Annotated in this window: 16 protein-coding genes; 6 read left to right on the plus strand and 10 right to left on the minus strand. The window is 66.1% G+C overall.

From position 1 onward, the window contains the following. Positions 1-20 precede the first annotated feature (20 nt). The 6 genes from L1081_RS10325 to L1081_RS10350 form a co-directional block, all read right to left on the minus strand. Positions 21-752: a mechanosensitive ion channel family protein gene (locus L1081_RS10325; protein ID WP_489416324.1), complete on the minus strand. Its 732-nt coding sequence runs from the start codon at positions 750-752 to the stop codon at positions 21-23. Between the two features lie 58 nt (positions 753-810). Next, complete coding sequence (gene treS / locus L1081_RS10330; protein ID WP_489416325.1) at positions 811-4,140, minus strand: maltose alpha-D-glucosyltransferase; 3,330 nt, start codon at positions 4,138-4,140, stop codon at positions 811-813. A gap of 10 nt (positions 4,141-4,150) precedes the next feature. Further along, positions 4,151-6,202 (minus strand): maltotransferase domain-containing protein, encoded by a 2,052-nt coding sequence (locus tag L1081_RS10335; RefSeq protein WP_489416326.1) that lies wholly within the window; start codon positions 6,200-6,202, stop codon positions 4,151-4,153. Next, entirely contained in the window at positions 6,199-8,097 is a 1,899-nt protein-coding gene (gene glgB, locus L1081_RS10340; RefSeq protein WP_489416327.1) for a 1,4-alpha-glucan branching protein GlgB, read from the minus strand. Before glgB ends, L1081_RS10335 begins: the two co-directional genes overlap by 4 nt. A 195-nt stretch (positions 8,098-8,292) precedes the next feature. Next, positions 8,293-8,613 (minus strand): hypothetical protein, encoded by a 321-nt coding sequence (locus tag L1081_RS10345; protein WP_489416328.1) that lies wholly within the window; start codon positions 8,611-8,613, stop codon positions 8,293-8,295. A 106-nt stretch (positions 8,614-8,719) separates the two neighbouring features. Further along, positions 8,720-9,070: a hypothetical protein gene (locus L1081_RS10350; protein WP_489416329.1), complete on the minus strand. Its 351-nt coding sequence runs from the start codon at positions 9,068-9,070 to the stop codon at positions 8,720-8,722. A gap of 273 nt (positions 9,071-9,343) precedes the next feature. On the opposite strand from L1081_RS10350, the gene L1081_RS10355 reads away from it, so the two are divergent. Genes L1081_RS10355 through L1081_RS10365 form a run of 3 tightly spaced genes read left to right on the plus strand, consistent with a single transcriptional unit; the run spans position 9,344 to position 10,609 of the window. Further along, positions 9,344-9,781, plus strand: a complete 438-nt coding sequence (locus L1081_RS10355) for an Hsp20 family protein (RefSeq protein ID WP_489416330.1) — start codon at positions 9,344-9,346, stop codon at positions 9,779-9,781. 31 nt (positions 9,782-9,812) lie between these two features. Further along, positions 9,813-10,229, plus strand: a complete 417-nt coding sequence (locus L1081_RS10360; RefSeq protein WP_489416331.1) for an Hsp20 family protein — start codon at positions 9,813-9,815, stop codon at positions 10,227-10,229. A 14-nt stretch (positions 10,230-10,243) separates the two neighbouring features. Then, the gene (locus tag L1081_RS10365) at positions 10,244-10,609 is read left to right on the plus strand and encodes a hypothetical protein (RefSeq protein ID WP_489416332.1); all 366 of its coding nucleotides are present in this window, start codon (positions 10,244-10,246) and stop codon (positions 10,607-10,609) included. A 286-nt stretch (positions 10,610-10,895) separates the two neighbouring features. On the opposite strand, the gene L1081_RS10370 is transcribed toward L1081_RS10365, so the two are convergent. From L1081_RS10370 to L1081_RS10380, 3 genes are all read right to left on the minus strand, one after another. After that, complete coding sequence (locus L1081_RS10370) at positions 10,896-12,215, minus strand: type VI immunity family protein (protein WP_489416333.1); 1,320 nt, start codon at positions 12,213-12,215, stop codon at positions 10,896-10,898. After that, positions 12,215-13,186 (minus strand): hypothetical protein, encoded by a 972-nt coding sequence (locus tag L1081_RS10375; RefSeq protein ID WP_489416334.1) that lies wholly within the window; start codon positions 13,184-13,186, stop codon positions 12,215-12,217. Before L1081_RS10375 ends, L1081_RS10370 begins: the two co-directional genes overlap by 1 nt. Before the next feature lie 258 nt (positions 13,187-13,444). Further along, entirely contained in the window at positions 13,445-13,816 is a 372-nt protein-coding gene (locus tag L1081_RS10380; RefSeq protein WP_489416335.1) for a DUF4440 domain-containing protein, read from the minus strand. A 124-nt stretch (positions 13,817-13,940) separates the two neighbouring features. On the opposite strand from L1081_RS10380, the gene L1081_RS10385 reads away from it, so the two are divergent. Together L1081_RS10385 and L1081_RS10390 are read left to right on the plus strand one after the other, a co-directional pair. Next, complete coding sequence (locus tag L1081_RS10385; RefSeq protein WP_489416336.1) at positions 13,941-14,606, plus strand: phosphoribosyltransferase family protein; 666 nt, start codon at positions 13,941-13,943, stop codon at positions 14,604-14,606. A 12-nt stretch (positions 14,607-14,618) separates the two neighbouring features. Then, complete coding sequence (locus L1081_RS10390; protein ID WP_489416337.1) at positions 14,619-15,965, plus strand: erythromycin esterase family protein; 1,347 nt, start codon at positions 14,619-14,621, stop codon at positions 15,963-15,965. Positions 15,966-15,999: 34 nt separating this feature from the next. On the opposite strand, the gene L1081_RS10395 is transcribed toward L1081_RS10390, so the two are convergent. Next, positions 16,000-17,610, minus strand: a complete 1,611-nt coding sequence (locus tag L1081_RS10395; RefSeq protein WP_489416338.1) for an alpha-amylase family glycosyl hydrolase — start codon at positions 17,608-17,610, stop codon at positions 16,000-16,002. A gap of 60 nt (positions 17,611-17,670) precedes the next feature. Here L1081_RS10395 and L1081_RS10400 point away from each other — a divergent pair, with 60 nt between their 5' ends. Then, positions 17,671-19,335, plus strand: a complete 1,665-nt coding sequence (locus L1081_RS10400) for an alpha-amylase family glycosyl hydrolase (protein ID WP_489416339.1) — start codon at positions 17,671-17,673, stop codon at positions 19,333-19,335. The last annotated feature ends 27 nt before the right edge of the window (positions 19,336-19,362 follow it).

The raw sequence follows: 19,362 nt of genomic DNA on the forward strand, positions 1-19,362 counted from the left end.
GGATGTGGGAGAAAGAAATTTCAGCGCGGCGGGCGCTCGCCGGGCGGGTTCGGGTTGGGCTTGGCCGTGCCGACGTTGTCGTCCTTCGGCAGGCGCGGCCACCAACGTTCGATCTGCTCGGCCGCCCAGTCCTTGCCGGCCAGGCCGAAGGCCAGCGCCAGCGCGAACACCACGCCCGCCAGGATCACCAGGAAGCTTTCGCGCACGATGTCGCCGCCCACCTTGACCTGGTCCAGCGCAATCAGGATGACGAAGGCCATGACCGCATAGCGCGCGATCTGCCCGAGCAGCATGGCATCGCGCAGCTGCGCGCCCCGGAAGTAGCTCGACACCGCCTCTCCCACGAAGCGGGCAAAGTAGGAACCGAAGGCCAGCACCAGCAGGGCCACGAAAAGATTAGGCACGAACCACACCACGCGCCCGAGCAGGTCGGCGATGTAGCTCAGGCCCATGCCGTTGAAGGCCAGCAGCAGCGCCGCAAAGATCACCAGCCAATAGGCCAGCACGCCGAACAGGCTGCTGGTGTCGCCCGGCCATCCGCCCTGGCGCAGGAAGTTGTCCAGCCCCGCGCGCTCGGTCAGCACATTGAAGTTGATGGCGCGCAGCGCCTTGGTGACAGCGAAGCGCACCGTCTTGGCGATGAGCCAGCCGGCGAGCACCACCACCAACGCAATCGCCAGGCGGGGCACGAAGGCCCCGACCTGGTAGAGCATTGCGTTCAGCGGCTCCAGGTGAATGCCAAATCGGTCCATGTGTCTCTCCGGTGCGTGGTTGTGGTGGCGGACGAAAGCGGCGAATGCGGTGCGAGCCTCAACCGGGCCGTTCCACCTGCAGGAGCGCGAGCACGCCGTTCAGCGGCACCTGCGCCCAGTCGATGCGGTTGTTGAGCTCGTAGCGCAGCTCGTACAGCGCCTTCTCGGTCTCGAACAGCGCGAGCAGGTCGGCGTCGATGCGGGTGATGTCTTCTCCCGCGCCGGCCTCCATGTAGCCGTCCAGGAAGGCCTGGCGTGCCGACTGCTCCCAGGCCGCGGCGGGCGGCCCCAGGTAGGCGGCCTCCTCCACGCTCTGCGCGACGCGGCGCAATGCGGACCAGCGCGCGTAGTTGAACGAACGCAGCATGCCCGCCACGTCGCGCAGCGGCGAGCCCTTGGCGCGGCGCTCGTCGAAGCTGCGCGCCGGCTCGCCTTCGAAGTCGATGATCACGAAGTCGTTGTCCCGCAGCAGCACCTGCCCCAGGTGGAAGTCGCCGTGGTAGCGGCTCTTGATGCCGCCTTGCGCCTGCGGCCTGCGCGCCGCGATGGAGCCCTGCAGCGCGTCCTCCATGGCGAGCAGGGCCTGGGCGTCGGGCTGCGCCGGCGTTGGCAGCTGGGCCAGCCTTTCGCGCAACAGCGCCAGCGTGGCGGTGGCGTCGGCGCGGGCCTGTGCCGAATAGCGGGCGATGTCGCTGTCCAGCAGCGGCTCTGGGTCGAAGGCCGCCGCGCCGGTGCGCAGCGCGAGCGCCTGGTGCAGCTCGGCGGTGCGCCGGCCCAGCGTGGCCATGAGCGCGAGAAAGCCGCCGTGCACGGCCAGCGGATCCGGCAGCGCGCCGTTGGTGGTGGCGAAGTCGCGCAGAAAGCGCTCCAGGTAGCCCAGCGTGTGGTCCCAGCCGTCGCCCTGGTTCGACACATAGGACTGCACCATGGCCAGCGTCATGATGCGCCCGTCGTTGCCGGTGTATTCGAGCGCGCCCAGCACCGGAACGCAGTGCGGATATTTGGCAACCTCGGTCAGGAAGCGGCCCATCTCCAGCTCGGGGTTCAGGCCCTCGCGCAGGTGGCGGTAGCCCTTGAGGAACAGGGTTTCGTCGAGCGTGACCACGGTGTTGCTGCTCACGCCGCTGGGCCGGCCGATCGGCAGGCTGGCGATGTCGGCCTCCACCTCGGCAAAGGCGGCCGTCGCGCGGAACCTGAGCCGCCCCTGCGCGGTTTCCAGTTCCATGCCGCTGCGGATGGCCAGCACCAATTCGCGGCAAAAGGCTTCGTCATAGAACGCATCGCCCATCAGCCCCACCTGCGCCTGCTGCCGCACCTTGGCGAGCGCGGCCTGCGCAACGCCGGCCATGCGCTCTTCGTCGCGCTCCTCCCAGGCCAGTGCCAGCGGCATGAAGTAGGTGGCGCCGCCGGGCGGCCCGTCGAGTTCGAGCAGCGGCAGCATCCAGCTGAGCGGCCCCACCTCCCACACGGCGTGGTCGGCCAGGCGCGCGCGCTCGATGGCGGTGCCCTTCGATGCATACCAGCGCTGGATCTCGATGTGGCGCGGCAGCGTCTCCAGCTCGAACTGGTTGCGCATGCGCTCCGACATGCCGATGCGCCACGGCATCACGCGCTCGCGGAAGAAGCTGGTCCAGCCGTCGAACAGCACCAGCGTGGGCCACTCCTGCAGCGCCACGCCCTCCTGGTGCCAGCTGGGCATCTCGGCATCGGAGGTGAGCCGGAACCAGTAGAAGCCGTACGAGGCCAGCGTGAGCAGGTAGGGCAGCTCGCCGATGGGCGGAAACGGCGCGCGGCCCAGCATCTCGATGGGCACGCGGCCCTTGAAGGCCGAGAGGTCCAGCTCCACCGGCTGCGCGGCGCGCGAGAGATTGAACACCGTGAGGATGATGTCCTGGTCGTACTCGCTCAGGTAGGCCAGGATCTTGCGGTTGCCCGGCTTCAGGAAGCGCCGCTTGCCGCGTCCGAAGGCATGGCTGGTCTTGCGCACGGCCAGCATGCGCTTGGTCCAGTTGAGCAGCGAGCTGCTGTCGCGCGCCTGCGCCTCCACGTTGAGCGCCTCGTAGCCGAACATCGGGTCCATGATGGGCTGCAGGTACAGCCGCTGCGGGTCGGCGCGCGAGAAGCCGGCGTTGCGGTCGGGGCTCCACTGCATGGGCGTGCGCACGCCGTTGCGGTCGCCCACGAACACGTTGTCCCCCATGCCGATCTCGTCGCCGTAGTAGATGATGGGCGAGCCCGGCATCGACAGCAGCATGCCGTTCATGAGCTTGACGCGGTCGATGTCGTTCTCCATCAGCGGCGCCAGGCGCCGGCGGATGCCCAGGTTGATGCGCGCGCGCAGGTCGGCCGCGTACATGGTGTACATGTAGTCGCGCTCCTTGCTGGTGACCATCTCGAGCGTGAGCTCGTCGTGGTTGCGCAGGAAGATGGCCCACTGGCAGCCCTCGGGAATGTCGGGCGTCTGCTGCATGATCTCGACGATGGGATGCCGGTCTTCCTGCGCGATGGCCATGTACATGCGCGGCATCAGCGGAAAGTGGTACGCCATGTGGCACTCGTCGCCATCGCCGAAATACTCGCGCACGTCTTCCGGCCACATGTTGGCCTCGGCCAGCAGGAAGCGGTTCTTGTACTGCGCGTCGATGGCGGCGCGCACCTTCTTGATCACCGCGTGGGTCTCGGGCAGGTTCTCGTTGCTGGTGCCGTCGCGCTCCACCAGGTAGGGAATGGCGTCGAGACGGAAGCCGTCCACGCCCATGTCGAGCCAGAAGCGCATCACCTTGAAGATGGCTTCGAGCACGGCGGGGTTGTCGAAGTTGAGGTCCGGCTGGTGGCTGAAGAAGCGGTGCCAGTAGTAGGCCTTGGCCACCGGGTCCCAGGCCCAGTTGGAGGTCTCGGTGTCGGTGAAGATGATGCGCGTGCCCTGGTAGATCTGGTCGGTGTCGCTCCACACGTAGAAGTCGCGCTCGGGCGAACCGGCCGGCGCGCGCCGCGCGGCCTGGAACCAGGGGTGGTCGCTCGAGGTGTGGTTGATGACCAGCTCGGTGATCACCCGCAGCCCGCGCTCGTGCGCGGCGTCGAGCATCTCGCGGAAGTCGTCCAGCGTGCCGTACTGCGGGTTCACGTCCTCGTAGGCCGAGATGTCGTAGCCGTCGTCGCGCAGCGGCGATGGATAGAAGGGCATCAGCCAGATCGTGTTGACGCCCAGCTCCTTCACGTAGTCGAGCTTGGCCGTCACGCCCTTGAAGTCGCCGATGCCGTCGTTGTTGGAGTCGAAGAACGCCTTGACGTTGAGCTGGTAGATCACCGCATCGCGGTACCACAGCGGGTCGTCGCTGATGTCGATCTCTACCGTTTCGAGCGCGATGTGGGAGACAGGGGCGTTCATCGTTGCGGCCTCACAGGAAGTAGTCGAAGTCGCGCTCGTCGCCGTGGCGCCGCCGTACGACGAAGATGTGCGCGGGCACGCTGTGCGGATCGAGCTTGACGTAGTGCCAGCCGCCCTGCCAGATGAAGCGCTGCCCGCTCAGCAGGTCGTGCATCTGGAACGCGCGCGAACGGTCGACGTTCACGCTCTCGGGGTCGAGCTCGAGCCAGCCCGACTGCACGTTGTGCGGATCCAGGTTGACCACGGTCACGACCACGTTGTCGCCGCTCTCCGACACCTTGGCATAGGCCAGCAGCTGGTCGTTGGCGATGCGCAGGAAGCGCAGGCCGCGGTCCCGGTGCAGCGCCGGGTTCTCGCGGCGGATGTGGTTCACGCGGGTGATGAACGGCGCCAGGCTGGCCGGGTCGTCGTGGTTCCAATGGCGCAGCTGGTATTTTTCGGAGTCGAGGTATTCCTCGCTGCCGGGCGAGCGCGGCCGGTGTTCGCGCAGCTCGTAGGCCGGCCCGTAGATGCCGTAGTTGGCCGCGAGCGTGGCGGCAAGCACCAGCCGCGCCATGTAGACCGAGGCTTCGCCGCCCTGCAGCTGCTCGTGCAGGATGTCGGGCGTGTTGGGCCACACGTTGGGCCTGAAGTAGTCCACGCCCGGCGGCGTGGAAAGCTCGGTGAAGTATTCAACCAGCTCCTGCTTGGTGTTGCGCCAGGTGAAGTAGGTGTAGGACTGCGAGAAGCCCAGCTTCGCGAGCCGGTGCATCACCTTGGGCCGCGTGAAGGCCTCGGCAAGGAAGATCACTTCCGGGTGCTCGCGCCGGATCTCGCCGATCACCCATTCCCAGAACGCGAAAGCCTTGGTGTGCGGGTTGTCGACGCGGAAGATGCGCACGCCCTCGCCTATCCAGTGATCGATCACGCTGCGCAGCTCGGCCCACAGGCCGCGCCAGTCCTCGCTCTCGAAGTTGAAGGGATAGATGTCCTGGTACTTCTTGGGCGGGTTCTCCGCGTACTGCACGCTGCCGTCGGGACGCCAGCGGAACCAGTCGGGGTGCGCCTTCACGTAGGGGTGGTCGGGCGCGCACTGGAAGGCGATGTCCAGCGCAATCTCCAGGCCGTGCGAGGCGGCCTCTGCGCAGAGGTGGCGAAAGTCTTCCGCCGTACCCAGCGCCGGAAGAATGGCCTTGTGGCCGCCCTCGGCCGCGCCAATGGCCCAAGGACTGCCGACGTCGTCGGGCCCGCTGGCCAGTGCGTTGTTGGGGCCCTTGCGCTGCACCCGGCCGATCGGGTGGATCGGCGGAAAGTACAGCACGTCGAAGCCCATGGCCGCAATGGCGGGCAGCCGCGCCTCCACGTCCTTGAAGGTGCCGTGCACGCCGGGCGTGGCGGCGGCCGAACGCGGGAACAGCTCGTACCAGGTGCTGAAGCGCGCACGCTCGCGCTCGGTCTCCAGCGGCAACTCGATCGAAAAACGCACCTCGTGCCGGCGGTCGGGGTGGCGGCGCGCCAGCATGGCCAGCTCTTCGTCCAGCGCCAGCGCCTTGAGCGCCGACACATCCGCCCCGGGGTCGGCCGCCACGGCATCGAGCTCGGTGGCCCAGTTGGCCAGCGCCTGCCGGTCCGCGCCCTCGGCCCGCTCGGCCGCCGCGGCCACCTCCAGCGCGCCCACCTGCGATGCGATGCGCACGTCGTCGGGGTCCACGCGGCGCGTCATTTCATGGCGCCATGATTCGAAGGGATCGACCCAGGCCACCACCGTGTAGAGATAGCGCCCGAGCGCGGGCGGCGCAAACGACGCTTCCCACACGTCGTTGACGAGCGGCTTCATCGGCACTTCGCGGAACTCGGCCTTGCCTTGCGGACGCCAGCACAGCTGCACGCGCAGCACGTCGTGGCCGTCGGTGAAGCAGTGCGCCTTCACCTGCACCCTTTCGCCGACGATGCATTTCACGGCGAAGCGGCCGTTGTCCACCGACGGCAGCACGGCGTCGACGACCGCGCGCCGGTTGCCGTCACGCACGTCGGGCGCCACGGAAGCCGCGGGCGCCTGCGAGTTTGCGAACAGTTTCATCATGATGGCCGGTGCTCGAGAATCAGCGTGGACAGCGGCGGCAGGGTCATGCACACCGAGTGCATGCGGCCGTGCGAACGCACGGGTGCGGCCTCGACGCCGCCAAGGTTGCCCCACCCCGAACCGCCGAACTCGACGGCATCGGTGTTGATGAGCTCGCTCCAGAAGCCGGGCAGCGGCACGCCCAGGAGGTAGTTGGTGCGCGGCACCGGCGTCATGTTGCTGACGACCAGCAGCGGTGGATGGCCGTCGCGCGGCTTGCGCAGGAAGGCGAACACGCTGGCATCGGTGTCGTCGGCCGCCACCCATTCGAAACCTGATGCGGAGAAATCCTGCTGGTAGAGCGCGGGCGCACCGCGGTACACGCGGTTGAGCTGCGCAACCAGCCGCTGCAGGCCGCCGTGCCCTTCGAGCTCGCAGACCCACCATTCGAGTTCGCCGTCGTGCGTCCACTCGCGCCGCTGCCCGAACTCGCCTCCCATGAAGAGCAGCTTCTTGCCGGGATGCGCCCACATGAAGCCGAACAGCGCGCGCAGGTTGGCGAACTGCTGCCATTGGTCGCCGGGCATCTTGCCGAGCAGCGAGCCCTTGCCGTGCACCACCTCGTCGTGCGACAGCGGCAGCAAGAAGTTCTCGTGGAACGCATAGACCAGCGAGAACGTCATCTTGTGGTGGTGGTACTTGCGGTGAATGGGCTCCTGCTTCATGTAGGCGAGCACGTCGTGCATCCAGCCCATGTTCCATTTCTCGCCGAAGCCCAGGCCGTCCATGTCGGTGGGCCGCGAGACGCGCGGCCATGCGGTGGATTCCTCGGCCACGGTGATGGTGTCGGGGTATTCGCGGTAGACGGCGCGGTTCAGCGTGCGCAGGAAGTCGATGGCCTCCAGGTTCTCGCGGCCGCCGTGGCGGTTGGGAATCCACTCCCCGTGCTGCCGCGCGTAGTCCAGGTAGAGCATGGATGCGACCGCATCGACGCGCAGTCCGTCGAGATGGTATTTGTCGAGCCAGAACAGCCCCGAGGACACCAGGAAGCTGCGCACCTCCGCACGGCCGTAGTTGAAGATGCTGGAGTTCCACTCCGGGTGGAAGCCCTGGCGCGGATCGGCATGCTCGTAGAGGTGCGTGCCGTCGAAGAACGCGAGGCCGTGCTCGTCGGTCGGAAAGTGCGAAGGCACCCAGTCCAGCAGCACGCCGATGCCGTTCTGGTGCAGGTGATCGACCAGGTACATGAAGTCCTGCGGGGATCCGAAGCGCGCCGTGGGCGCGAAGTAGCCGGTGGTCTGGTAGCCCCAGGAGCCGTAGAAGGGGTGCTCCGTCACGGGCATGAGCTCCACGTGCGTGAAGCCCATCTCCTTCACGTAGGCCGCGAGTTCATGCGCGATTTCGCGGTAGCCCATGAACCGGCCTTCGTGGCGGCGCCACGAACCCAGGTGCACCTCGTAGACCGACATCGGCGCATCGAGCGCATTGCGCGCAGCCCGCGTGGCCATCCATTCGGCGTCGTTCCATTCATAGGAAAGTTCGCAGATGCGCGAGGCCGTGGCGGGCGGCAGCTCGGCGCAGAACGCGAAGGGATCGGCCTTGTCGACCGTGTAGCCGCCGAAGCGCGAGCGGATGCGGTACTTGTAGGCCTGCCCCGGCGCAGCATGGGGCGCGCGGCCCAGCCAGATGCCCGTGCCGTCCGCGGATGGCGCCAGGGGATCGGCATCGCCGGACCAGTGGTTCCAGTCGCCGACCACCGTCACCGATTCCGCGTTGGGCGCCCACACCGCAAAGCGCGCGCCGCCCTCTTTCAGCAGGTGGCAACCCATGAGGTCGTACAGGCGGGAATGCGTTCCTTCGCGGAACAGGTAGGCGTCTTGCGCCTCAGGCTCTGAAAGCAGTTGGGTCACTGGCACCGGTGTTCCTTGCTTGCATGAAGGCCAGCGACCGGGTGTCCAACGGAACACGCTTTCGGCGTCTACAAGGCCTGAGCACACAATTTGCAAAGAATCCGGGCGCAGCGGGTAAGGCTGAGACCTCCTTGCCGTGTCGGAGAGTTGCCCATCACGCGATCGGGGACGAAAACCTGCCGCGTACCGGGCGCGGCGTTTTCAGGCAGCCAGCGGCGCGGCCTGCGGTGCGGTTTGCGAGCCCCCGGACCGGGGAGAAAGGCGCCGCGAAAAATCGTCCACGGTCAGCACGATCGGCTGGTTCGGATTGGTACGGTAGCGCTCGAGCGCCGCCGCGCCAATGACATCGAAGTGCGCCTTGCAGGTTTCCAGCAGGCGGTCGCCCAGGTCCCTGGTACCGAACACGTCGTGCAGGGTCTCCTCCGAAATCTGCCCGATGATCCGCGCGCCATCGTGGCCGTCCGGGTAGATCGCAAAGCGGACGGCCGCCGTGTCAAAGCAGTAGATGCCTTCGAAGTCCATGTCTGTCTCCTGATGAATTCTTTCGCTTGCATGAGCGAATCGGATTCAGCGCGGAACCACGCGTCCGGCAGGATGGATTTGCGCGCATGTTCAGGAAGGATGCGACCTACAAGCCCTGCGAGGGGCGCGAATCGCGGCTTCGCGCTGGTAAGACTTGCTGCAATGCATGTCCGAAGCGCTTTGCGCCGAGCCAGTTCCTCGGGCCTCGGGAGCCACGATCGGCCTGCGGCATCTCGCCCGGATAGCGGATCCGCGCGAGCTCCTCGCGTCCTTTCTCGGTGATGGCCAGCACCTGCGCCGCGGGCTCGCTGCCTGCGAGCTTCAGGGGGTCGGCTGGCGCCGGAATCAATGCAATCACGAGCCCCGCCTGGCGCAGGATCCTGACCTCGTCGATCTCCTTGGACGTGCGGAAAGACACGGGCAGGCGGGTTGCGGCAATCTGCTTGAGCAGGTCCATCGGCATGGCAAATCTCCTTCAGGTTTGGAATGACGACTGACGATTTCGACGAGGATCGATTTAGGTCCGCGCGGCGCACGTTCAAGAGGCCCGAAAGCGAGTTTTTTCAATCGCAGCGCCGGCTCCCATAGCACCCGAGCGAGCGATCTTCCCCTGCGGACATCCCCTCTTGAAAACCCGCCGCCAGCGCCTATTTCGCTGATCGGAAGCGCTGGAGACATACGCCTCCGGCGCACCGTTCAACCTGTTGTTCTTGGAATGGAGGTTTTCGCCATGTACCGATCCCTGTTTCCGCGCGACATGTTTGCAGAGATGGATCGCCTGCAGCGCGAGATGCAGCAGGCCTTCGATCTGTCTCCGACCATCCGGGGCTTCGGCCGTAACGGCTTTCCGGCCCTGAACATCGGCGGCACGCCGCAGACCGTGGAGATCTACGCGTTCGCGCCCGGTGTCGACCCGTCCAGCCTCGAGGTGAACCTGGAGCGCGGCCTGCTCACCATTGCCGGCCAGCGCGCCAACAACCTGCCCGAGTCCGACACCAAGGCAGCCGTGCACATCAACGAGCGCTTCGAGGGCTCGTTCCGACGCGTGCTCACCCTGCCCGACGATGCCGACCCCGACGCCGTGACCGCCAGGTACCGCGATGGCGTGCTGCACATCAGCGTGCAGCGCCGCGCCTCTTCGCAGCCGCGGCGCATCACCGTTCAGTGACGATGAAGCAACGATGAAAGGAGAGACGATCATGGACAACAACACCACCAGCACTTCGCCTCGCGTGGCCGGATCGAAGGAGCTCGCGCGCAAGGACGACAGCTCGCGCTATAGCGACGCGGCGCTCACTCCGCCGGTCGACGTGGTCGAGGACAGCGGCGGCATCACACTCTTTGCCGACCTTCCGGGCGTCTCGCGCGACAAGCTCAGCCTGCAGGTCGCGTCCGACACGCTGACCATCGAGGCCGAGTCAGGGCTCTCGGTGCCCGAGGGGCTCAAATCGAGCCACACGGAGGTGGGCCTGGGCCGGTTCCGCCGCGTCTTCACGCTCAGCAAGGAGCTCGACACCAACGCCATCTCGGCCGAGCTTTCGCAGGGCGTGCTGAAGCTGCGCATTCCCAAGGCCGAACACGCCCAGCCGCGGCGAATCGAGATCCAGGCCGCCTGAGCGAGGGGCGCAGCATGCCCTGCGACCGAGGCGATGGAAAGAAGATGAGCGGCACCGAGTGCCTGGCGCGGCTGCGCGCCGACGCCGCGGCCCTGAGCCCGCGCGCCGCGCACATCGCGCTGGCGCTCCTGCCCGCCGTCGATCACCTGCCGGACGCATGGAAGGCGGGCCTGCGCAAGACGCTGACCCACCGGGCCGGCGCGGCCGCGCCGCTCTCCCCCATCGAGTTCGACGCGATCCGCGTGACCGCGGCCAGCCTTCCGCATGCGTACCCCGAATGGGTGGTTACCGACCCCGAGCATCCGAAGGCGCGGGCGCTGATCGTGAATGCGTGGCGGGAGGCGGAGCGACACGGGCGGGGTGGGCTGAGGGCCGGCTAAGTGGCGGCATCGAGGGATCTCACGCAGGGGCGTTTCCGTACTTTGCGCCCCATCACAGGATGTCGCTAGGTAGGCCCTGCGTTCTCCCCGGATTCCCTCCACGCCGCCCAGCATTGTTGGCTGCAGCATGGCCACCAACCGAGCGGACCGCACTCCGCGGCCTCGCCGCAACCCGTTCGGCACCAGACGGTGTGCCTCCGCGACGCCAGCCCGCCGGCTTAATGCGGCCTGCGCCCCAACTGCCTCACTGCCAACGCGAACAGCGCTCCATCCGCTGGCCGGTCCATCACTTGTCGTCCTTGGGATCGCTTGTCTGTTGCCAGTTCGTGTCGCCGAAGGAACTGTGCTTGATGACCGGCATGATCTCGCCCTTGTCGAAGTAGCGCCGGCTGTCCAACTGGGCTGGGGTGAACCACCAGCCGACCTGCGGGCAGGGCTCGCCGCCGGGGACCAGAGGCTTCCTCTTCGAGGCGGTGGCGCGGCCTTCATCGGGCGAGGGCTTGCGACGCTGTTCGGCGCTGGGCCAATCGCTGTCGTCGTCGAAGCGGCGCATCCAGCGCAATGAGCTCTCGTAGCCGAAACGTGGATTCGGGTCGCCGTCCCAGGCATCGAGCGTGTTGAGGTTCAACTCGTCGCAGCGGATCGGGCGAATCAGGCGGTTGGCCTTGACCAGCACATCGGGCACGCCGTCTTCCACGGGATAGAGATCAAGGTCGCCCAACTCTATCCAGAGGCCATTGGCCCCGTCGGGATTGAGTTTGTCCCGAGGGTAAGGGACGGCGGTGATCTTGATGCGCGGGTCGGCCAGTTCGACGCGAATCTGGTGCTCGGGCTTGCCGAGCTTGCGCTGCCATACCGGCGAAAGCATGAAGTACCAGGTGGGCGGGCGTAGGCCGGCGCCAAGTCGAGCCGGATTGACATAGCCATCTTCATCATCGTTGGCATGGAAGCCCATGTTCCACGGGTGATCGATGTCGAGCCCATAGAAGTAGTCAGCGCAGATGCGTTCAAGCACGTCGGACTCGTAGGCACCCATCACACTGAGACCACCGTTGCCTACCTCATATCCCATGTATGCCTGCTCTGGTCGAAGCGACTTGATGCAGTCGAGCACGAAGTCACGCCACCGTGCCTGATTTCCGTCGTCGTACCAGCCGTAGCAGAAGATCAGTTTGAGCATGCTGTAGCCCATCTGGGGCACGTGATCGACCTTGGCTGCGTAGGACCACAGTGGCGATGCATCAGGCGAGTCCATGTCGGTACCCATGAGAAAGAAGGTCTCGAACTCTTCCTGATGATGTGCGGCCTCCGCTCGCAGGTCGATCGGGAACCGTTTGTCCCCGGCTTTGAGCCACACCTGCGTGCGTGACTTGAACAGCTTCCTGAAGGGTTCATTGATGATCTGGCCAAAGCGCTCCCAGACCGTGATGAACTTGTCCGCCACCGCCATGTAGTCCTCGGGCTGGTGGTACACGTAGAAGGTCACGTAGGGGCAGATGGCCAATTCCCGCCCCTCGTTGCCGTAGAACCACTGCGGGGCGATCTTGCTCTCGCGAATGAACTCCGCAATCTCTTCGTCGTTGAGATACTGTTGTGCAGTGCTCATCAAAAACCTCTCTTCTTGCTGTGTGGGGAACGCCCGCCAGGCTTTCTCTGCTCTTGCTGGGTTTCCTCTTTTTTACCGTGCTGGTCCGGTTCCTTTTTCTCGTGCACCGCGATGTCCTCCGGGTATCGAAACAGCGACAACCGACCGCCCGAACTGACGGGTTTGCCCTGAAATGTGATGGGCGCACGGCCCGTTTTTACTTGGGCCGCCCTTTCAAGTATTCGCTTGTATGCGACGAACTGCGCGGCTTCAATCCGATCTCCCTCAAACTTGATCTCCACGATGGCAAAGATGTTGCCTTTGTCCGGCCGCTGATGCCGGTACTCCGAGATCATGAGGTCGGCTGCAATGCTCCCTTTGCGGTACTGGAACGGGCTGGGATAAAACGGATTGACCTTGCCAAGCCGCTGGAGCTTGGTGGCGCCCTCCACCGGATGATCGTCGAAGGATGGCGGCGGCCCGAAGTTCACCTCGCATTTCAACGGACTGGCCCAGCCCAGGCACTCGTCCACGAACTCGAACAGCAGGTTGACCGCCAGTTGCTTGAGCCTGATCACGAAGAACTCCTCGAGCTTCACGTCGGCTAGTTGCTCGACCGACATCGACAGCAGCTCCTCGATGATCTTTCGCTTGGCCTTGGACAGGTCCTTGATCGATACGCCGTCCTTTTTCCGAAGGCTCCACACCGGCATGCGGTCGGCCGCGGCGCACACCTGGGTGATGGCGTCGCGAAACGGAATGCGCGTGTTCTGCCCCTGCGGGTCGGCGGCCTCGAGGGCCAGCAGGATCGCGACTCCCTCCTTCTCCTCGATCTTCTGTGCGATCTCGTCCTGGATGCTCTGGATGACCTTGCGAACCTCCTCCTTGGCCTTGCCGATGTCCTTGCCGTATTTTTCGACCCCTTCGTACAGTTCTTCGGCCAGTTCGCCCAGTTCGTGAACCGTGATGGCGAGGGCGATCAGTTCGAGCACGCCATGGACGCGGACGAACCACGGGCGCGGGCGAGCGAGCTCGCGCGATCGAACATTGACATGAAAGCTCCCTGGCCGCCCTCAGAGGCTGGGGGGCCGTTTTATGGGAGGATTATGTAAGCCGCTGTTGCGGGCCCGGAAGCAGCCCAAAGTAGTCATCGCAAACGCATCCGCCCAAAGCGTGAACGAATGCACACCCAGGCCTGTCACGCTCAACCATTCATCCGGAATTTCTGTTCGCGCGTCGGCCGGGCACCGTCATCCCGCCAACGGCGTCTGCTGATGCAAAGCCAGCCTCCACTGCCCGCCGATGCGCACATAGGCCGAACTGCACTGCGCCCTGTAGGGCGCCGATCCGTCGTCGCGCTCGGCGGTTGCCTCGTACACGAGCGCGGCCGCATGCGGTCCGGCGGAGATTGCGCGCTCGGCGGCAAACACCACGTGTTTCCAGCGCGGCGCGTTGCGGATCGCTTCAAGGGTGCGAACGCGGTCCAGCACACCCACCGGCGGCGCAAAGACCATCAGCGACTCAGGTGCAAGGCCCTGCGCATAGGCAGGTTCGCCATCCACCCAGAAAGTACGTTCGAGTTCCCACAGTTCCTTCTCTTGCATTGAGCGGCTCCATTGCATATGCATCCACTCTATGGCGCTGCCGCGCGCCCTGGTGGCAGCGCACGCCTACGCCAATGTGGGCATCGCCCTACAACACCCCCGCGCCAGCAGGAAATAAGGTGGCCGCAAGGACATTCGAGAAATGGCGTTCGAGTCTTTCAGAAACCGGCAGCACGCAGGCCGGGCGCTCGCCCGGAGTTTGGCAAGCTACGCCAACACGCCCGATGTGATCGTGCTGGCCCTGCCGCGCGGCGGTACGCCGGTCGCGTACGAAGTGGCCAAGGCATTGCATGCGCCGCTCGACGTGCTCGTGGTGCGCAAGCTCGGCGTGCCGGGACACGAGGAATACGCGATGGGCGCCATTGCGGGTGGCGGCGAGCGGGTGCTCGATGAAGCCCTCGTGCGCGAACTCGGCATCGGCGCGAAGGAGGTCGATGAAGTCGTGCGCAACGAGCAATACGAACTCGAGCGGCGCGAACGCGCCTACCGCGGCGACCGGCCCACACCCGATCTGCATGGCCGCACCGCCATCCTGGTGGACGATGGCCTTGCGACCGGCGCGACCATGCGCGTGGCCGTTCGTGCGGCGCGCCGGCGGGCGCCGGCCCGCGTGGTGGTTGCAGCGCCGGTGGCCTCGCGCGAAGCCTGCGCGCTCCTGCTCGGCGAAGCGGACGACGTAGTCTGCGCCGAGACGCCGGAGCCGTTCCTCGGCGTGGGGCGCTGGTACCTGGACTTCTCGCAGACCAGCGACGAGGAAGTCTGCCACCTGATCGAAGACGCCAACCATCATGGCGCGCTTCCTGCCTGAGGACGTGGAACGATGAAGCCATCGCGCATTTCGGACGAGGCAGAGGCGCTGCGCACCGTGGCGCATCCGACGGACGGATCTTCCAGCGACCATGACGCCCTGCTCGATCTGATCGGCGATGCGCACTACGTGCTGCTCGGCGAGGCTTCGCACGGCACGCACGAGTTCTATGCGGCGCGCGCGGACATCACGCGGCGCCTGCTGGCCGAGAAAGGCTTCAACGCCGTGGCCATCGAAGGCGACTGGCCCGATGCCTATCGCGCGAACCGCTACGTGAGGGGCGCCGGCGACGACGCCAACGCGCGCGATGCGCTCGCGGGCTTCCGGCGCTTTCCGACCTGGATGTGGCGCAACGAGGACGTCGCAAGCTTCGTCGAATGGCAGCGCGCCTTCAACGACGCGGGCCCGCCGCAGGGAAAGACCGGCTTCTACGGCCTGGACCTCTACAGCCTGCACGCCTCCATCGAAGCCGTGCTCGGCTATTTCGACCGCACCGATCCCGTGGCGGCGCGCAGCGCCCGCGAGCGCTACGGATGCTTCGACCGCTTCGGCAATGGCGGGCAGGTCTACGGCCTGATGGCCGGCCTCGGCAACACGCCCTCCTGCCAGCGGGAAGTGGTCGAGATGCTGGTCGAGATGCGCCGCGCTGCCGGCGACGCATGGCGCAGCGGCAGCGCGGCCAGCGAGGAAGACGCCTTCAACGCCGAGCAGAACGCGCGCCTGATCAAGAACGCCGAGGCCTACTACCGCTCGATGTACCTGAGCGACGTGTCCTCGTGGAACCAGCGCGACCGGCACATGGTGGAGACGCTGGGCGAAATCGAGCGCCACCTGTGGCGCGCGAGCGATCGTCCGAAGATCGTGGTGTGGGCGCACAACTCGCACCTGGGCGACGCGCGCGCCACCGAGATGGGCGAGCAGCGCGGGGAACTCAACGTCGGCCAGCTGGTGCGCGAACGCCAGGGCCGCGATGCGGTGCTGGTGGGCTTCACCACGCACACCGGCACCGTAATGGCGGCCTCCGAGTGGGGCGCAGCCGCCGAACGCAAGCAGGTGGTTCCTTCGCGCGAGGACAGCTACGAGGGCCTCATGCACGAGACCGGGCTCGAGCGCTTCATGCTGCCGCTGCGCGGCGAGGGAAGCCACTTCTTCGCGCTGCGGGAGCCGCGGCTCGAACGCGCCATCGGCGTCATCTACCGGCCGGAGACCGAACGGCAGAGCCACTATTTCTTCGCGCGGCTGCCAGTGCAGTTCGATGCGCTGCTGCACTTCGACAGCAGCCGCGCAGTCGAGCCGCTGGAACGCAATGCGGCGGCCATGGACGCGGAAGTTCCCGAGACCTATCCCTCGGGCCAGTAGCCGCGCCTTTCACGCACCGTTTTTCACGCCCCGATCAGTGCGTGACGATCACGCCTTCGAGCGGCTGCAGCACCAGCTCGCCGGCCACCGCGCCGGTGCGGTCCGCGTGGGTGGAAGCCAGCACGACCACTTCCGCCGGCAGCAGATCGGCGGCCAGCCGGGTCTCGGTGGTGGCAAAGTTCAGCAGCACCACCAGCCGCCTGTCGCCGGACGTTCTTGCATAGGCCAGCACATCGGCTCCGGCATCGAGTTGCTCATGGCTTCCCTCGTGCAGCGCGGCCTCGTTGCGCCGCAGCGCAATGAGCCGCTTGTAGAGCTGCAGCATCGAGGCCGGATCGGCCAGCTGTGACTCCACGTTGCGCATGCCCCAGTCGCCGCCAAGGCGCAGCCATGGCCTGCCATCGGTGAAGCCGGCCGCATGGGCCCGGCTCCACTGCATGGGCGTGCGCTGCGGATCGCGCCCCAGGCCCTTGCCCGGCTCGTTCTTCTCGAACGGGTCCTGCACCTCATCGGGCGGAATCGGAACGTCGGTCAGGCCGATCTCGTCGCCGTAGTAGAGCGTGGGCGTGCCGCGCAGCGTCAGCAGCAGCATTGCCGCGAGCCGCGCCCGCTCCTGCCCCACGCGGCTCGCGATGCGCGGCTTGTCGTGGTTGCCGAGCACCCAGTTGGGTGCCGCGCCGTGCGGCAATGCCGCCTCGTAGTTGCGCACGATGCGGTCGATTTCGGCGGCGTGCCACGGCGCCGCGATGAGCTGGAAATTGAACGGCAGCTGCACGCCCTGCAACAGGCCTTCGGAGGTGCGCCCGTAGTAGGCCATGAGCCGCTCGAGCGGAAGATAGAGCTCGCCGATCAGCACCCGCGCCGAAGCCTCGTCGCTGAACGCGTCGACCACGCGGCGCATCTCGATCACGATGTCCTGCATCTCCGGCCGGTCCGTGGTGTAGAGCGCCAGCAGCCTATGCGAAGGATCCTGCCCCGGCTGGAACGATGGGTTGGGCGGGTTGTCGCGGAACCGGTCATCCTTGACGAGGTGGTAGAGCACGTCGATGCGAAAGCCATCCACGCCGCGCCGCAGCCAGAAGCGCAGCACCTCGTACATCGCCTCGCGCACCTCGGGATTGCGCCAGTTGAGGTCGGGCTGCTCCTTCAGGAAGGAGTGGCAGTAGTACTGGCCGCTGGCCTCGTCGAAGGTCCATGCCGGACCGCCGAAATTGCTGAGCCAGTTGTTGGGCGGGCCGCCATCGGCTGCCGGGTCTCGCCACAGGTACCAATCGCGCCTGGGGCTCGTGCGCGAGGCGCGGCTCTGCACGAACCACGGGTGCTGGTCGGAGGTGTGGTTGGGCACGAAGTCCAGCACCAGCTTCAGGCCGCGCGCCTTGCATTCCGCCGCGAGCGCATCGAAGTCCTCGAGCGTGCCGAAGCGCGGATCGATGTTGCAGTAGTCGGATATGTCGTACCCGAAGTCGGCCATCGGTGAGGGGTAGATCGGCGATATCCAGAGGGCATCCACGCCAAGCTCGACCAGATAATCGAGCCGCTTGCGGATGCCTCGCAGGTCGCCGATGCCGTCTCCATCGCTGTCCTGGAATGAACGCGGATAGATCTGATAGACGATTCCGTTCTTCCACCAAGCATCGGCCGACATCGGGTTTCCTTTCGTGTGTTCCGTGTTTGCGAGGTTCCGATCTTCAGGAGGTTCCCCGGCATGATCAACGACCTTTGGTACAAAAACGCCGTGGTGTATTGCCTCTCCGTGGGAACCTTCATGGACTCCAACGGCGATGGCTGCGGCGACTTCGAGGGGCTGACACGGCGGCTGGAGTACCTGCACGGCCTGGGTGTCACGACCCTGTGGCTGATGCCCTTCCATCCATCGCCGGGGCAGGACGACGGCTACGATGTTTCGGACTTTTACAACGTCGATTCCCGATTCGGCACGCTCGGCGATTTTGTCGAGTTCACGCATTCCGCTTCGCGCCTTGGCATGCGCGTGCTGATGGACCTGGTGGTGAACCACACCTCGGACCAGCACCCGTGGTTCCAGCAGGCGCGCAGGGACCGCAAGTCAAAGTATCACGACTGGTATGTGTGGTCCGACAAGAAGCCGCCTCGCTACACCGATGGTGTGGTCTTCGCCGGCGTGCAGAAATCGACTTGGACCTTCGACAAGATCGCAAGACGCTGGTACTTCCACCGCTTCTACGAATTCCAGCCCGACCTGAACACCGCCAACCCCGAAGTGCAGGCGGAGATCCTGAAGATCATGGGCTTCTGGACCCAGATGGGCGTGTCCGGTTTCCGCATGGACGCCGTGCCCTTCGTGATCGGCGCGAAGGGTCCGAGGGTGGTGCGCCCGACCGAGAAGTTCGACATGTTGCGGCAGTTCCGCGAACTGCTCCAGTGGCGCCGGGGCGATGCGATCATTCTTGCCGAGGCCAACGTGCTGCCCAGGACCAACATGGCCTACTTCGGCGACGAGGGCGAGCGGCTGCACATGATGTTCAACTTCCAGGTCAACCAGAACCTGTTCTATGCCATGGCCGTGGGCGACTCGCGGCCGCTGGCCAACGCGCTGGAGGCGACCAGGGCACGTCCCGCCACCTCGCAATGGGGCATCTTCCTTCGCAACCACGACGAACTCGACCTGGGGCGCCTGCGGCCCGCGCAGCGCCAGCGCGTGTTTGCCGCCTTCGGCCCCGAAAAGGACATGCAGCTGTACGACCGCGGCATACGCCGCAGGCTCGCACCCATGTTCGGCGGCAACCGGCGGCGCCTCGAGCTGGCCTACAGCCTGATGCTCACACTGCCCGGCACGCCGGTGATCCGCTATGGCGACGAGATCGGCATGGGCGACGACCTGAGCCTGCCGGAGCGCAACTGCGCGCGCACGCCGATGCAGTGGTCCACCGAACGCCAGGGCGGATTCACCACCTCTTCGAAGCCCGTGCTGCCGGTGATCACGGGCGGCGCCTACGGCTTCGAGCATGTGAACGTGGCGGCGCAGCGGCGCGATCCCGAGTCGCTGCTCAACTGGATGGAGCGCGTCTTTCGCATGCGCAAGGAAGTGCCCGAAATCGGCTGGGGCGACTTCGAGGTGATTCCGAACGAGGAGCGCGCGGTGCTCGTGATGCGCTACGAGTGGCGCGGCAACGCGGCGGTCTTCGTGCACAACCTGGGCGACAGGCCGCTGGAAATAAAGCTCGGCGCCAAGGCGCTCGGCAGGCATGGCGGGCAGCTCATCAACCTGCTCTCCAACGCGCACAGCCGCGCCAACTCGAAGGGAAAGCACTGCATGCTGCTGGAGCCGTACGGCTACCGGTGGTTCCGCGTCGGCCCGCTCGACTATCTCCTCAAGCGCGAGGAGATGTGAGGGTGCGCAGTCGGCCAGCGGCGCATG

The sequence above is a fragment of the Variovorax sp. MSC1_012 genome, from assembly GCF_023667525.1.
GTDB lineage: Bacteria > Pseudomonadota > Gammaproteobacteria > Burkholderiales > Burkholderiaceae_C > Variovorax > Variovorax beijingensis_B.

Bases quoted from the DNA above. Each gene is read 5' to 3' on its own strand.
- L1081_RS10345 (WP_489416328.1), bottom strand. From the start codon at position 8,613: ATGGACTTCGAAGGCATCTACTGCTTTGACACGGCGGCCGTCCGCTTT.
- L1081_RS10390 (WP_489416337.1), top strand. From the start codon at position 14,619: ATGAAGCCATCGCGCATTTCGGACGAGGCAGAGGCGCTGCGCACCGTG.
- L1081_RS10380 (WP_489416335.1), bottom strand. From the start codon at position 13,816: ATGCAATGGAGCCGCTCAATGCAAGAGAAGGAACTGTGGGAACTCGAA.
- L1081_RS10385 (WP_489416336.1), top strand. From the start codon at position 13,941: ATGGCGTTCGAGTCTTTCAGAAACCGGCAGCACGCAGGCCGGGCGCTC.
- L1081_RS10350 (WP_489416329.1), bottom strand. From the start codon at position 9,070: ATGGACCTGCTCAAGCAGATTGCCGCAACCCGCCTGCCCGTGTCTTTC.
- L1081_RS10365 (WP_489416332.1), top strand. From the start codon at position 10,244: ATGCCCTGCGACCGAGGCGATGGAAAGAAGATGAGCGGCACCGAGTGC.
- L1081_RS10355 (WP_489416330.1), top strand. From the start codon at position 9,344: ATGTACCGATCCCTGTTTCCGCGCGACATGTTTGCAGAGATGGATCGC.
- L1081_RS10400 (WP_489416339.1), top strand. From the start codon at position 17,671: ATGATCAACGACCTTTGGTACAAAAACGCCGTGGTGTATTGCCTCTCC.
- L1081_RS10325 (WP_489416324.1), bottom strand. From the start codon at position 752: ATGGACCGATTTGGCATTCACCTGGAGCCGCTGAACGCAATGCTCTAC.
- treS (WP_489416325.1), bottom strand. From the start codon at position 4,140: ATGAACGCCCCTGTCTCCCACATCGCGCTCGAAACGGTAGAGATCGAC.
- L1081_RS10395 (WP_489416338.1), bottom strand. From the start codon at position 17,610: ATGTCGGCCGATGCTTGGTGGAAGAACGGAATCGTCTATCAGATCTAT.
- L1081_RS10335 (WP_489416326.1), bottom strand. From the start codon at position 6,202: ATGATGAAACTGTTCGCAAACTCGCAGGCGCCCGCGGCTTCCGTGGCG.
- L1081_RS10360 (WP_489416331.1), top strand. From the start codon at position 9,813: ATGGACAACAACACCACCAGCACTTCGCCTCGCGTGGCCGGATCGAAG.
- L1081_RS10370 (WP_489416333.1), bottom strand. From the start codon at position 12,215: ATGAGCACTGCACAACAGTATCTCAACGACGAAGAGATTGCGGAGTTC.